The following is a 14,890-nucleotide window of genomic DNA, read 5'->3' as shown; positions in this document are numbered from 1 at the left end:
AATTCTTAACTGTCCTGTTGCATTGCTTCGAGTTCTTCCCATCTCTCGAATGCGATTTCCAACTCCTGCTCTACTGCAGCGAGCTGTTCCAATACCGGTTGAGTCTGTTCTACAGATTTAGTGAAGAATTCTGGGTCATTCACTTGTTCTTGTAGCGTCTCAATATCCGACTCTAATTGTTCTAGTTTAGCTGGAAGAGCCTCTAATTCTCTTTGCAGCTTATACGATAACTTCTTCGAATTGTTCTTAGGTTGCGTAGTTTTGGGAGTTTCCTCAACCACTTTCTCTTTCTTCGTTGCTTTTTCAACCTGACTGCGTGAAGCAAGAACTTGATCGCGCTGCTGTTTAGCATCGTGATAACCACCAACGAACTCTTCAATTACGCCGTTACCTTCAAAAATCCAGCTAGTTGTTACTGTATTGTCTACGAACTCACGGTCGTGACTCACTAACAGCAACGTACCCTGATAATTGGCAAGCATTTCTTCTAAAAGTTCCAACGTTTCGATGTCCAAATCGTTGGTTGGTTCGTCAAGAATAAGCAAGTTGTTAGGTTTCAATAAGATACGTGCTAGCAAAAGACGGTTTTTTTCACCACCTGATAACGCTTTTACTGGCGTACGGGCACGTTTTGGTGCGAACAAGAAATCTTGCAGGTAGCTCAATGCATGACGTTGACGGCCACCCACCATCACTTCTTGCTTGCCATCCGCTAAGTTATCGATAACCGTCTTTTCAGGATCGAGAATTTCACGGTATTGGTCGAAGTAAGCCACTTCAAGCTTTGTACCGCAATGTAGACGGCCACCCTGTGTCTCTAACTGACCGAGTAGAAGTTTGAGTACGGTGCTCTTACCACAGCCGTTAGGGCCAATCAGGGCGATTCGGTCACCACGCATGATGTTGAAGCTGAAGTCATCCACGATCTTTTTGCCTTCAAAAGCAAAAGAGATGTTCTCTGCTTCAAAGACGATCTTGCCTGAACGCGATGCATCGTCGATATTAAGGTTAACTTTACCTTGGACTTCACGACGGTCACGACGTTCTTCACGAAGCTTTTTAAGGGCGCGAACACGACCTTCGTTGCGTGTACGACGCGCTTTAATCCCCTGACGAATCCACACTTCTTCTTGAGCTAACTTTTTGTCGAACTCAGCATTTTGCATTTCTTCAACACGAAGCATCTCTTCTTTGTCATTCAGATACTGATCGTAATTACCAGGGAAAGACGCCAATTGACCACGATCTAAGTCAACGATGCGTGTGGCCATCGATTTGATGAACGTACGGTCATGAGAAATAAAGATGATCGAGCCTTTGAAGTCTTTTAAGAAGTTCTCTAACCATTCGATGGTTGTTACATCAAGGTGGTTAGTAGGCTCATCAAGAAGCAATACATCAGGGTCACAAACAAGAGCACGAGCCAGAGCGGCTTTACGTTGCCAACCACCCGATAAGTCCGTCAGTTTGGTTTCTGGGCTTAGCTTTAAAGCGCCCAGAACGTTCTTGACACGGTCATCAAAGCGCCAAGCATTTAGGTTATCCAACTGCTCTTGAATCTTAGCAAGACGATTGATGTTCTTTTCACTTGGGTCCTGAGCCACAAGATCGAGAAGATCATGGTAGATCTTAAGCTGTTCGCCGATTTCAGCTAAACCACCAGATACGTATTCGTAAACCGTACCCTCTTGATTGCGTGGTGGATCTTGTTCAAGTCGAGAAACAACTACGTCTTGAGTGATTTGAATCTTGCCATCGTCCAACAAAATGTCGCCGGCAAGCACTTTCATTAACGTGGACTTACCTGCACCGTTACGACCAACTAAACAAACGCGTTCGTTTTCTTGAAGAGCGAACTCCGCTTTATCTAGCAATGGGTGGTCACCAAATGCAAGTTGTGCGTTATGTATGGTAAGTAATGCCATTATTATCCAACCAATGTGTGAGTTGTTCTAAGTCAAACGGCCAGTTCAACTCAGAATCTTGATATTTTAATACGGGAATCGTGACGCCGTAACGAGAAAAGAGAACATCGTCGAACGCAATGTCGACGATGTGAGTTTGTTCGGCGAGGCCAATCTGACCAACGAGATCAAACGCCATCTCACAGAGATGGCATCCTTCAGTGCTGTAAAGTGTTAGCACGTTCAACATCCTTTTACTGTTCCGTCCCTATTCTACGTGCGTAACTAGCCAGCAATTGTGAATCTGTTTGTTACGAGAGAAATCCAATGGCAGAGTTTGAGAAGAAATGTTCTGCGCTTTCAAGCCCAGTTCTGCAAGCCCAGCTTCGTCCATCTTGAAGTGACGTTTGTTGTTTGAGAAAACAATCGTACCGCCAGCACGCAACAGGCGCTTAAGGTTTGTCATTAGCTTTATATGATCGCGTTGCACATCAAACGACGTTTCCATTCGCTTAGAGTTAGAGAATGTCGGTGGATCAATAAAGATAAGATCGTATTCACCTTTTGCGTTCTCAAGCCACTGTAGACAGTCCGCTTGCTCAAAACGATGCTGGCGACCAACACGGCCATTTAGCTGCATGTTGTCTTTCGCCCAGTTCAGGTACGTGTTAGACATGTCTACCGTAGTTGTAGAACGAGCACCACCAACAGCTGCGTGAACTGTTGCACTACCAGTGTAAGCAAAAAGGTTAAGGAAATCTTTACCCTGTGCCATTTCGCCAAGACGACGACGAGTGATCTTATGATCCAAGAACAAGCCAGTGTCTAGGTAGTCATGCAGGTTTACGATCAGCTTCACGCCGTACTCGTTCACTTCAAGTGTCTCTGAAACTTGCCCCAGTTTTTGGTACTGACTGCGGCCTTTCTGCTTCTCACGAACTTTCAGTACAACTTTGTTCGCTTCTACGCCTGTTACCTGAATCGTTGCACGGATAATGTCCGTCAAACGACGCTTAGCTTTTTCTTCAGGAATGTTCTTAGGTGCCGCGTATTCTTGAATCACGATTTGATCGCCATAAACGTCGATCGCTACGTTGTATTCTGGAAGGTCTGCGTCATAGATACGGTAACAATCCAGCTTCTCTTTACGAGCCCATTTACCAATCTTACCAATGTTTTTCTTCAAACGGTTTGAGAAGTCAGGTGCGATCTGAACGCTAGTATCTGCGCCTTTTACTTCGTCAGCGCTACGCTCTGCAATACTATAGTTCTTTTGGTGACACGGTAACGCACCATTGTTCAATTTAAACTGTTTGTCCGCACGCATACGAAGACAGCTGAGTAGCTCATCTGAACTAGAGAAGATAGACGCTTTACAACCGCCAAACTCTGCTTTTAGCTGGCCACCAAATGCTGTGTATAGGGCAATCAGACCAGGTTCAGTACCAAGACGCTCACCATAAGGCGGGTTAGAAACGATAACGCCAGCTTCGAAACCTGCTGGACGAGTAATAGTTGCCGCGTCACCTTGTGCAAATGTAATCAGCTCTTCAACGCCAGCTCTACGAGCGTTGTCTTGTGCAACTTTTAGTACTTTCGGGTCGTTATCGAAGCCGAAAAACTTAGCGTCAACTTTTTTGACACCACGTCGAGCTTGTACATTTGCCTCTGATTTAATCTCTGCCCAAAGCTCTGGTTCAAAGTCTTCTAGTGCTTCAAAGCCCCACTGTTTGCGCTTAACGCCAGGTGCCATGTTCGCTGCCATCATTGCCGCTTCAATCAGCAACGTACCAGAACCACACATCGGGTCTAAAAGTGGTTGAGAACCATCCCAGCCACAACGCATTACGATAGCTGCTGCTAGTGTTTCACGCAGCGGAGCTCGACCAGATTCTGGACGGTAGCCACGTTGATGAAGACCACTACCCACCATATCCACACCAAGGATTGCCTTATCTTTGTGTAGACGGACATGAACACGGATATCTGGACGCTCTTTGCTGATATTTGGACGAGGAAGTCCTTTCTTCTCAAAGCAGTCTACGATGCCATCTTTTACTTTCATTGCACCATATTGGCTGTTGCGGATTTCGCGGTTAGTACCGTTGAAGTCAACCACAAAGCGCTTTGAGCTATGGAATTGGTTTACCCAGTTGATTGCAGACGTTGACAGGTAAAGGTCCATGTCGTCGTTACAGGTAAACTCCGATAAAACACGTACAAATCGAGACGCCAAGCGGCTCCACAAACAGCAACGGTAAATCTGTTCATTCGTTGCTTTAAATTTTACGCCTGCCTGTACTGGTTTGGCGTTTTCAATGCCTAGTTTAGTCAGTTCTTCAACAAGCAAGTTTTCCATGCCATTTGAAGTTACCGCGAGATATTGATTCATAGTGTTCTTTCGTCGATAAAAAATGGCTTTGATTATACCTGACTTTACGATCAATGCCTCGTTTTTAAAGGCTTTTTAGATTTGTTAGCGCAATCCATCACCAACCCTTCCTGCTGAAAGTCAAAACACAACGCCTGTCATCAAGAAACAAGTCTCTTTTTCACTACCTAATAAAAACAAGCTCTGTAGAAGAAGTGAATACTTATTTACTGTAAATTTGGTATATACCAAGTGCGCCATTGATGTGTAATTTACTTACAAAATGCACATATAGAGGAATAAAAGATGAAATATTAAGCGCCAAGTTGCCTAATTTAAGGAAACGCTAAAATGAAAAAAGTGAAATAAAAGTGAGCTGCTTCATATATGAGATACGAAATCCCCCTCACCTAGGGGTGAGTTTGGAGCGTGTATTAGGAGAGATTTGGAAAATTCTAGGCAAAAAAAATCGACCTAGTACGGTCGATTAATGCAAACAAAGGAACGAAATTAAAGAAAAAATCAAAAGGAAACTAACCCACCATCGCCATCGGTGCCATAATGAATAAGTGATTAGCACAGACCATGCGATCATGCATTACTTTAATCGGTTGACCAAACTGGAGTGTTTTGTTGCCGTCTAGTAGGAACTCTTCCTGTCCAACATAAGCACACAGGCTTGATGTTTCACCTGGCTCTAGGACGACGAACACACCTTCTGAATATCGGTTTGTTAGGAAGACCATGTCCCCTTCTTCTGGCTCGTGCCCATCGCATTGGGCATCGAAGAACCAACTCTTAGGTTGGACTGGCTTATGAAAGCGTTTCGCGGCTACGCAATAAAGCGTAAGTTCGGCTTGACGATATTCGTTGATGTCGAGACAGCGGATTCGTTCGTTGTACGTTTGGAACGCGCTTGCGTCATCAACGGTGAATTCATTGTCTGAGAAGGCACAATTGACCAACAGCTTTCGGCATAGATTGGTTTGGAAAATCATTTCCTCCCCTAAATCCAGCATTAGGCAAGCTTTCTGCTCGTCAAAATACCAATTCCATTTGTCGCTGGGTTTAAGCATTATTCCGTTCTCTTGTTTGTGACTAGTTAATCAGTAATAAGAGGTAAGACGCTTAATTACCTACTCATGATTTTTAAATTTTACAAACGAACGGACAAAAAAAAAGAGGAAACGAATTCCTCTTTTTTTAGTAACAAGCGTCGATTTCTCAACGATTTAGCGATTGATCTTATAGATTTTTAACAATATCGCGTACGAGACCAGGTCCGTGGTAGATAAAACCAGTGTAAACCTGAACAAGTTGCGCGCCTGCCATCATTTTCTCTTTTGCTGCAACGTAAGAGTCAACACCACCGACACCAATGATCGGAAGTTTGTCGCCGAGTTCTTCGTGAAGTTTGCGAACAACCTCTGTTGAACGAGATTGAACCGGACGTCCACTTAAACCACCCGCTTCGTTTGCATGCTTCATACCTTCAACGACTGTGCGATCCAGTGTTGTGTTGGTTGCAATAACGCCATCAATGTTGTTCTTAATTAGAGACTCACAGATCTGGCTGATTTCATCATCGCTCAAATCCGGTGCAATTTTTAGCGCAAGTGGTACGTACTTACCGTGTTTTTCAGCAAGTTCGGCTTGTTTCGCTTTGAGTTCAGCTAGCAATTCATCTAGCGCTTCACCGTACTGAAGCGAACGAAGTCCTGGTGTATTTGGTGACGAGATGTTCACGGCGATGTAACCAGCGTACTCGTACACTTTTTCCATACAAATCAGGTAGTCCTCTGCCCCGTTCTCAATTGGTGTGTCTTTATTCTTACCAATGTTGATACCAAGAACGCAGTTGTATTTTGCCTTTTTCACATTCTCAACCAGATGATCCACACCTAGGTTGTTAAAGCCCATACGGTTGATGATACCTTCCGCTTCAACTAGGCGGAACAAGCGTGGCTTGTCATTCCCTGGTTGAGGGCGAGGCGTAACAGTACCAACTTCGACAAAACCAAAGCCCATAGCGTCAAACGCTTCGATGCATTCGCCGTTTTTGTCCAAACCAGCAGCAAGACCCACTGGGTTACGGAATGTAAGCCCCATGCATTCTACTGGACGATTTGGTAATTGTTGACGATAGAAAAGATCGAGAGGAGTGCCGTTAAAGCGTTGGAAGTTTTTGATTGCAAGATCATGTGCCTTTTCGGCATCAAGTTGGAAAAAGCCAGTTCTGGCTAGACGGTAAAGCATTGTGCCTCCGAAAGAAAAAAGCCCCGTGTAAACGGGTCAATATTATTTACTGTTTTCCAATGCAATTCAATGAAAATGAATGAATTCAGCAAAATTGAGCCTCTTATTTTAGTTTTATTCTTAAAAACAGTCGATTAGCGCTAGTTCTCCTACACAAAATTGCTAGCTTTTTCATTAAAAGCAAACGATTTCATGTCATGAAAACTTAAAATCAATGTTACGACGTCACTAATTTGGGTTAATTGAAATGGTTTAAACATAAAAAAGCCCCGCTATTGCGAGGCCTTTGTCAAAGTCACTTACCCTATTCGTTCGAAGAACAATTCAGATTAAGTAGAACCAATTCTCGAAGTGCTACAGAGAACTTAGCGAATTCATGGACGGAACCAACTTTGAATTCATTCAAGATACTCTCCCAACGATGCAATGACAGTTCATTTGTGGTCATCCAATCTTCGAGTGCTTGCATCACATCTAGATCTTCTGTTGAGCAACCGCAAGTTAGAACTTGAGCAGTCAGTTGACGTTGTTGCCAATCAAGATCCTCACGGAATGCCGCACGAGCTAAGGCTTGCCAGTTGTTATCGACTGCTTGGCTATTGATCTGTTTCAAGAACCAATGAAGTGATAAACGGTCGCCGAGGTTGAAATAAAGCTTAGATGCTTGTTCAACCGTTTTACCCGTTTCGCTCGCTACTGAAGATATATCCAGTGCTGATTGTAAGCTAGATAGACGAGCTACGTGGTGCGCAAGTTTCTCTTCTACTCCACGCTCAATCCATTTCTGAGCAAGTTCGTTATGCTCTTCCACTTCTGATGCAACTAGCATGGTGTCTAGAGTTTCAGTAATCGTGTGAACATCGTCTTTATATAGTGCAACAAGCTCAGTTACCGTGCTCTTACCGCTGCGATTGCGAAGTAACCAACGAGAGATACGACGCAATGCGCGACGCACGTAGAACATGATCTCATACTGTGCTTCTGCGGTTGCAACGTTATCAAGTGCACGGGTTTGCTTAAGAATATCTTCCAGTTCGAAGATTTCACGCGTCGCACTGTAAGCGTTCGCAATATCAACCACACTCGCGCCCGTCTCTTCTTGAAGACGAGTCACGAAGTTACAGCCCATTTCATTAACCATTTGGTTTGCCAGCGCTGTTGCGATGATTTCAGCACGCAGCGGGTGATTTACCATCTGATCTTTGTAGTTACGGCGTAACTCGCTTGGGAAATAAGCAACTAACTGTTTTCCATGGAATTCATCATTTGCTATTTCGTCAGCAACCAATTGCTCTTTCAAAACCATCTTGCCGTAAGCCACAAGCACCGAAAGCTCAGGACGTGTCAGACCAAGACCTTGTTTTTCTCGCTCAATCAAGGTTTCATCATCTGGAATGTACTCAAGAGCACGATCCAAGTACCCTGCTTTTTCCATAGTGTGAATAAAGCGGATTTGCTCTTTAACGATGCCAACACCTTGTTGTTCAGTCACCGAAATCGACTCAGATTGACGGTATGCATCGTCCAATACGATTTCGCCCACTTCGTCTTCCATCGATTCAAGAATCTGGTTGCGTTGTTTAACCGTTAAATCGCCATTTGATACAAGGCCGTTCAAGAAGATCTTAATATTTACTTCGTTGTCCGAACAGTCTACGCCGCCAACGTTATCAACAAAGTCAGTATTTACACGACCACCTGTGGTTGCGTACTCGATACGGCCAAGCTGAGTCATACCCAAGTTACCGCCTTCACCAACGACTTTCGCTTTCAAATCACGTCCATCGATGCGAAGTACGTCGTTTGCACGGTCGCCAACATCAGTGTGTGTCTCGCTAGAAGCTTTAACGTAAGTACCGATACCACCATTCCAAAGTAGATCCACTTCCATTTGTAGGATCATCTTAATCAGATCGTTTGGCGCAAGAGACGCTTTCTTAGTGCCCAACATTTTTTGGATTTCAGGCGTCAGTTGGATCGATTTAGAGCGTCGAGAGAAAATACCACCGCCCTGTGAGATCAACTCGGCGTTATAATCTTCCCAGCTTGATCGTGGTAGATTGAACAAGCGATTACGCTCTTCCCAGCTGGTGGCTGAATCTGGATTTGGATCAATGAAGATGTGCATATGGTTGAACGCAGCTTGTAGACGAATGTGCTTAGATAGCAGCATACCGTTACCAAATACGTCACCCGCCATATCACCAACACCAATTGCGGTGAAGTCAGTGGTTTGACAGTTGATGCCCATTTCACGGAAGTGGCGTTTCACCGATTCCCAACCACCTTTAGCAGTGATACCCATTGCTTTGTGGTCGTAACCGTTAGACCCGCCTGATGCAAACGCATCACCTAGCCAGAAGTTGTACTCATCCGATACAGAGTTCGCCAAATCAGAGAACGTCGCTGTACCTTTATCGGCTGCAACAACCAAGTATGGGTCGTCTTCATCGTGACGAACCACACTCTTCGGCGGAATAACTTCACCCTCGATGATGTTATCGGAAACATCAAGAAGCGCACGAATGAAACGTTTGTAACAACGTTGACCTTCAGCAAAGATTTCATCACGGTTAGTTAGAGTTGGCTGACGTTTACATACGAAGCCACCTTTTGCACCTACAGGTACAATAACCGTGTTCTTAACTTGCTGTGCTTTAACTAGGCCAAGAATCTCCGTACGGAAATCTTCTTGTCGGTCCGACCAACGCAAACCACCACGTGCGACTTTACCGCCTCGTAGATGCACACCTTCGATATCCGGTGCGTAAACGAAGATCTCAAACGCAGGCACTGGCTGAGGAATATCAGGGATTTCGCTTGGCTTCATCTTCAATGATAACCAAGGTTTAGGCTGTTTATTTTCGTCCAACTGGTAGTAGTTAGTGCGTAGCGTTGCCGTGATCATTTCCATGTAGCGACGGATAATACGATCATCATCTAGGCTTTCAACACGATCCAATTGCTCGGTTATTTTCTTGATAAGATCGTTCTGACCTTTTTCACTGCCCTTGTGTTTTGGATCGAATCGCTTAGTAAAAAGATTCACCAGACCTGTTGCCAAATCTGGGTAATGGCTAAGGGTATCTTCAATGTATTGTTGACTGAATGGGAAGCCAACTTGGCGCATATAGCGAGCGTATGCACGAAGAATAGAAATTTCACGACCAGACAGTGAAGCGCCAAGCAACAAGCGGTTGAAGCCATCACTCTCTAAATTTCCTGCCCAAATTGCAGCAAATGCTTGCTGGAAACGATCGCGAGCTTCACGAAGATCAACGGTCTTGTCGCTCTTATGCAGCATTGAGAAATCAAGGATCCAGAACGTTTGACCATTGTTGGTTTCGATCTCATATGGAGATTCGCCGATCACACGTAAGCCTAGGTTTTCCAACATTGGCATCACGTCGGACAGGTGAATTGGCTCGTCGCGGTGGTATAGCTTTAAGCGCACCGCTTTCGATTCTGCCGCCTCTTCTTGCGGACGGTAGAACAACATGCCGAGTTTATTATCATCGCTTAATGCTTCAAGACGTTCGATGTCTGCAACCGCAGAACCAGGCATCATGTCTTCTTTGTATGAACGTGGGAATGCGCTCATGTACTCTTTCGAAAGCGGAAGACCTTTGCTTTCACCGAAGTTAGCAATGATGGATTCTTTTAGGCGATCATCCCATGAAGTCGATACTTCCATTAAGTTCTGCTCAATCTTTTTCACGTCTACATCAATGTTGTTATTGTCTACACGAACAATGTAATGGGTTCTCGCCAGCGGGCTCTCTGAGAAGAAGGTAGTGAATTCAACTTCTTGCTCACAGCCAAAGTACTGCTTAAGAATACGTTGTGTTTGGCGGCGAAGCTCGGTGTTGTAACGATCTTTTGTCACATAAACCATGCAGCTGAAAAATCGGCCAAACGGGTCTTTACGAACAAATAGACGTAACAAGTCACGGTCTTGCATTTGTACGACGCCCATCCCCACTTCTAATAGCTCTTCTTCACGAGCTTGAAGCAGTTCATCACGTGGATAGTTTTCTAGGATGTTGTGCAGGGCTTTGTACGAGTAAGATCCGTTACGGTAGCCACTCGCTTCTAGAATACGATCCACTTTCTCGCGGATCAGAGGAATACTTTGTACGGCTTGGTTGTATACCGCAGAAGTGTAAAGACCTGTGAAACGGTGCTCACCAATCACTTTGCCGTTCTTATCGAATTTCTTAACACCAATGTAGTCAGTGTACGCTGGGCGATGAATACGAGATGCTTGATTGCCCTTAGTGATGATCAGCGCATAAGGTTTTTTCGCTTCAAGGCGCGCAGAGTCTGACAGTTCAGAAAGCTTGATGCTGCGAACACGACTGTCATCAGCAAACATGCCAAGGCCTTTCTCTTTCACCGGCTGGAGTTCAGTGTCACCATTGACACTAACAAGATCATATTCCTTATAGCCCATGAAGGTGAAGTTATGATCCCCTAACCAGCGTAGGTATTCGATCGTTTCATCTAAACGATCTGTTTTCATTGAAACACGATCTTTATTCTTCTCAAGGTCGTTAGTAACGATTTTAAGTTTTTCAACCATTTGCTTCCAGTCATCAACGACTAGGCGCGTGTCTGATAAGATGGTTAGCAACTCATTTTTCAGCGCTTGCATTTCATCTTTACTGGTTAAACGGTCTACTTCGATGTGGAATAGAGATTGAAGAACACCGCCCTCGCCATTTACATCCGTCACTTGCCCTTTCTTATCGCGTTCTAGTTGTGTTGGGTTGTTGAGCATCAAGTGAGAAACAAGGTCGAGTCGCGTTAGCGCCATCTTGATGGAATCCACCAAAAACGGGCTATCCGGTACAACAATTTCAACAATAGTGTGAGTTGATTGCCAACCTTGGCGGCTGACAGTCGGGTTGAATACCCTGACAGAAATATCTTCTGGTTTCTTTTCATTGATATGATGCCACAGGCTAACAACGGCACCATAAAGGTCGGATTCATTTCGCTGAATCAAGTCATCATCAGCAATGTTGCTAAATAAGTGTTGAGCAAGTTTAGTTACAAGCGGTTGGTGAGAAAGCTCGAGTTTGTCTTGAATTAGTTGGTATACCTTTTCAAGCAGAACCGGCACTACATTTTCACGCGCGGTCATATTCACACTCCACATTAGAATTGTTGTTTTGTAGGGGGACTTAACTTCGGGTTTTAGCCTCGAAACTAAGCATAGGTAATGCATGCACTTATTGTAAAAGCATAATTACAAATGTTTAACAAAAATTCGCAGTGGTAAGAGGTGAAATGTTTGATTATGTGACTAAGATTCCTGTTTAACTCACTAGGAATATCAGGCATCACAGAGTTTCTAACTTTAGAAACTTATTATTTTGGTCAGTTGTGAGTCTAAAACGACCTCTAACGCCTAATTGACTAAGAAATGGTCTGAATTTTGATGCATCTAGTTGCACTCTCAAACCATTGTCAGTTATGACTTGTACCGAGCTTGCGGCACCGGAATAGTGTGAAAGAAATGTTTGATAAGAGATGTTGAGAGAGAAGTAATACTGGTTCATGAGAATGGATTATTGTCAGAACAAAAAACTAGGGTGATCATAACGACCACCCTATTCTTTTGTCGATTATTCGTCTAGTGCTTTAGTCACTTTTTCGAATAGGTCTTTCGCTAAATTGTCCATCGCTTTAAGCTTTTCAAGCTCTGCGCGGATAAGGGCTTGGCGACCTTCATCGTATTTACGGAACTTCAATAGAGGATCGATCATACGAGACGCCACTTGTGGGTTGGTATCGTTCAACTGACGAAGGATCTCACCAGCAAACTGGTAGCCAGAGCCTGATTTATCATGGAAGCGCACTGGGTTTGCGTTTAAGAAAGAACCAATCAAGCTACGCGTACGGTTCGGGTTCTTCAAGCTAAATGCTTCGTGGCTCATGGTTTCTTTCACTTTCTCAAGTGCGTTTTCAACTGGGTTGCTGCCCTGAAGAACAAACCATTTGTCCATAACCAGACCATCGTGCTTCCACTTGTCACTGTAGTCCGCCATTAGGGCTTCACGACATGCAAGTTGCGCATTGTTTGCTGCACTCATTGCCGCAATCGTATCAGTCATGTTGTTTGATGACTCGTATTGCGCTTTAGCTAGTTCGTTACCCTTCTCAGTATGAGCTAGGAACTGCAGACATTGGTTACGCAAAGCTCGTTTACCAATAGCGTCATGATCAATGCTGTACTCTGCTTGGTTCAGTGCGTGGTAAGTAGCACTCAGTTCATCTTCTAGCTCTTTAGAAAGTGACGCTGTAATGCTATTCAGAACCGTATCTACCGCATCAATATCAATCTGCTTGTACCAACCAGTGATTTCGTTAATTGAAGGCAAAGACAGAACTTGTGCGATAAACGCTGGCTCAAGATTCGCATCAAGTAACACGCCACGGAATGCATCGATTAAGCCTTCAGACAACTTAACCTCACCACCCGCTTGAACGTTGGTTACGTTTTGACGAATGTATTTCGCTAGCAGCATTTGGCTCGCATCCCAACGCGCAAAATCGTTCGTTGCGTGCTTCATCAAGAAGATCAGTTCATCATCGCTGTAATCGTATTCCAACTTAACCGGCGCAGAGAACTCACGAAGTAATGATGGGACTGGTTGTTCTGCGACGTTTTCGAATACGAAAGTCTGCTTGTCTTGCTTCACATCCAGAACGTTGTGTACCGATTCACCGTTGATAACCAGTGGAATCACGTCACCATTTTGCGCGTATAGCTCAATATCGAATGGAATATGTAGCGCTTGTTTTTCTGATTGGTCGTGCGTTGCTTCAGTAAATTGCTCAACCGTTAGTGCGTAAGTTTTTGCTTCCGCATTGTATTCACTGTTTACACGAAGTGTTGGCGTACCCGACTGGCTGTACCATAAGCGGAATTGCTTAAGGTCAACGCCTGTTGCGTCTTCCATTGCAGAAACGAAATCTTCACACGTTGCTGCAGTACCATCATGACGCTCGAAGTACAGTTTCATACCTTTTTGGAAACCTTCTTCGCCAAGTAGCGTATGATACATGCGGATCACTTCGCTGCCCTTTTCGTACACGGTTAGCGTGTAGAAGTTATTCATTTCAATAACTTTATCCGGACGAATTGGGTGTGACATTGGGCTTGAATCTTCCGCGAATTGCGGACCGCGAATAATGCGAACATTGTCGATGCGGTTTACTGCACGTGAGCCAAGATCAGATGAGAACTCTTGATCGCGGAATACCGTTAGGCCCTCTTTCAAACTCAGTTGGAACCAGTCACGACAAGTCACGCGGTTACCCGTCCAGTTGTGGAAGTATTCGTGACCGATTACCGCCTCAATACCAAGGTATTCACGGTCAGTCGCGGTTTTTTCATTCGCGAGGACAAACTTCGAGTTGAAGATGTTTAGACCTTTGTTCTCCATCGCGCCCATGTTGAAGAAATCAACGGCCACGATCATGTAAATATCTAGGTCATACTCAAGACCAAAGCGGTCTTCATCCCACTTCATTGAGTTGATAAGTGAAGTCATCGCATGACCAGCACGATCTAGGTTGCCTTTGTCGACAAAGATTTCTAGGTCTACTTCACGACCTGATGTGGTTGTGTATTTGTCACGTAGTACATCAAAATCACCAGCTACCAATGCAAACAAGTAAGCTGGTTTTGGATGTGGGTCTTGCCATTGAACCCAATGACGACCATTTTCTGCCTCGCCTTCAGCGACGCGGTTACCATTGCTCAATAGGTATGGATACACAGCTTTGTCTGCGATCACTTTTGTTGTGTATTTCGCAAGAACGTCTGGACGGTCTAGATAGTAAGTAATGCGACGGAAGCCTTCTGCTTCACACTGCGTACAAAACGCACCACCTGATTTGTAAAGACCTTCAAGTGCCGTGTTTGCTTCTGGATCGATCTTGGTAATGATTTCTAAATCAAATTCCGAAGGCAAATCGGTAAGCACTAAAGAGGCTTCTTTTACTTTATGGTGAGCCCAATCTTCACCATTCACTTTTACGGAGCGTAGCTCTAGCCCTTCACCGTCGAGTTCCAATGTGGTTGATTCACCCTTTTGAACTACTTTTGATATTGCTGTGACGATCGTGTCGTTGTCATAAAGATCAAACGTCAAGTCAATGTCCGTGATGGTATGAGATGGCGATTTGTAATCTTTGCGATATTTCGCTTGGGGAGCTTGAGACATGTCCATAAATCCTTGTATATAGAACCACAAAAATACCAGGACTAGAGGCTCAAACACCTCTTACTGGTATCACGATATAAGCTATTTTTAGGGGTTGTGGTATCAGAATACAAGTCTTTCTA

8 protein-coding genes are annotated in these 14,890 nt (G+C 44.4%); all 8 read right to left on the bottom strand.

Annotation, left to right across the window (positions count from 1 at the left end):
- Window positions 1-5: 5 nt before the first annotated feature.
- On the bottom strand, window positions 6-1,925 hold the full coding sequence (locus tag A9237_RS00165) for an ABC transporter ATP-binding protein (RefSeq protein ID WP_078607014.1): 1,920 nt from the start codon (window positions 1,923-1,925) through the stop codon (window positions 6-8).
- Entirely contained in the window at window positions 1,903-2,145 is a 243-nt protein-coding gene (locus tag A9237_RS00160) for a glutaredoxin family protein (protein ID WP_153303187.1), read from the bottom strand. Before A9237_RS00160 ends, A9237_RS00165 begins: the two co-directional genes overlap by 23 nt.
- Window positions 2,146-2,172: 27 nt before the next feature.
- A complete protein-coding gene (gene rlmKL, locus A9237_RS00155) occupies window positions 2,173-4,296 on the bottom strand; it encodes a bifunctional 23S rRNA (guanine(2069)-N(7))-methyltransferase RlmK/23S rRNA (guanine(2445)-N(2))-methyltransferase RlmL (RefSeq protein WP_078607010.1) in 2,124 nt (707 codons plus the stop codon).
- Between the two features lie 512 nt (window positions 4,297-4,808).
- On the bottom strand, window positions 4,809-5,351 hold the full coding sequence (locus A9237_RS00150; protein WP_078607008.1) for a cell division protein ZapC: 543 nt from the start codon (window positions 5,349-5,351) through the stop codon (window positions 4,809-4,811).
- 169 nt (window positions 5,352-5,520) lie between these two features.
- Window positions 5,521-6,531 (bottom strand): quinone-dependent dihydroorotate dehydrogenase, encoded by a 1,011-nt coding sequence (gene pyrD / locus A9237_RS00145; protein WP_005440069.1) that lies wholly within the window; start codon window positions 6,529-6,531, stop codon window positions 5,521-5,523.
- Between the two features lie 304 nt (window positions 6,532-6,835).
- The gene (locus A9237_RS00140) at window positions 6,836-11,677 is read right to left on the bottom strand and encodes an NAD-glutamate dehydrogenase (RefSeq protein ID WP_078607006.1); all 4,842 of its coding nucleotides are present in this window, start codon (window positions 11,675-11,677) and stop codon (window positions 6,836-6,838) included.
- A gap of 199 nt (window positions 11,678-11,876) precedes the next feature.
- The gene (locus A9237_RS00135; protein ID WP_078607003.1) at window positions 11,877-12,095 is read right to left on the bottom strand and encodes a DUF2835 domain-containing protein; all 219 of its coding nucleotides are present in this window, start codon (window positions 12,093-12,095) and stop codon (window positions 11,877-11,879) included.
- Between the two features lie 66 nt (window positions 12,096-12,161).
- A complete protein-coding gene (gene pepN / locus A9237_RS00130) occupies window positions 12,162-14,768 on the bottom strand; it encodes an aminopeptidase N (RefSeq protein ID WP_078607001.1) in 2,607 nt (868 codons plus the stop codon).
- Window positions 14,769-14,890 lie beyond the last annotated feature (122 nt).

Origin of the sequence: Vibrio owensii (assembly GCF_002021755.1) — a bacterium.
GTDB classification, from domain to species: domain Bacteria; phylum Pseudomonadota; class Gammaproteobacteria; order Enterobacterales; family Vibrionaceae; genus Vibrio; species Vibrio owensii.
Note: the sequence above shows the minus strand (reverse complement) of the source record. Positions and strands in the feature narration are given on the sequence as shown.

What these genes read in the sequence shown, in the direction of transcription:
- pepN (WP_078607001.1), bottom strand. Translation starts at nt 14,768, where the DNA reads ATGTCTCAAGCTCCCCAAGCGAAATATCGCAAAGATTACAAATCGCCA.
- pyrD (WP_005440069.1), bottom strand. Translation starts at nt 6,531, where the DNA reads ATGCTTTACCGTCTAGCCAGAACTGGCTTTTTCCAACTTGATGCCGAA.
- rlmKL (WP_078607010.1), bottom strand. Translation starts at nt 4,296, where the DNA reads ATGAATCAATATCTCGCGGTAACTTCAAATGGCATGGAAAACTTGCTT.
- A9237_RS00165 (WP_078607014.1), bottom strand. Translation starts at nt 1,925, where the DNA reads ATGGCATTACTTACCATACATAACGCACAACTTGCATTTGGTGACCAC.
- A9237_RS00140 (WP_078607006.1), bottom strand. Translation starts at nt 11,677, where the DNA reads ATGACCGCGCGTGAAAATGTAGTGCCGGTTCTGCTTGAAAAGGTATAC.
- A9237_RS00150 (WP_078607008.1), bottom strand. Translation starts at nt 5,351, where the DNA reads ATGCTTAAACCCAGCGACAAATGGAATTGGTATTTTGACGAGCAGAAA.
- A9237_RS00135 (WP_078607003.1), bottom strand. Translation starts at nt 12,095, where the DNA reads ATGAACCAGTATTACTTCTCTCTCAACATCTCTTATCAAACATTTCTT.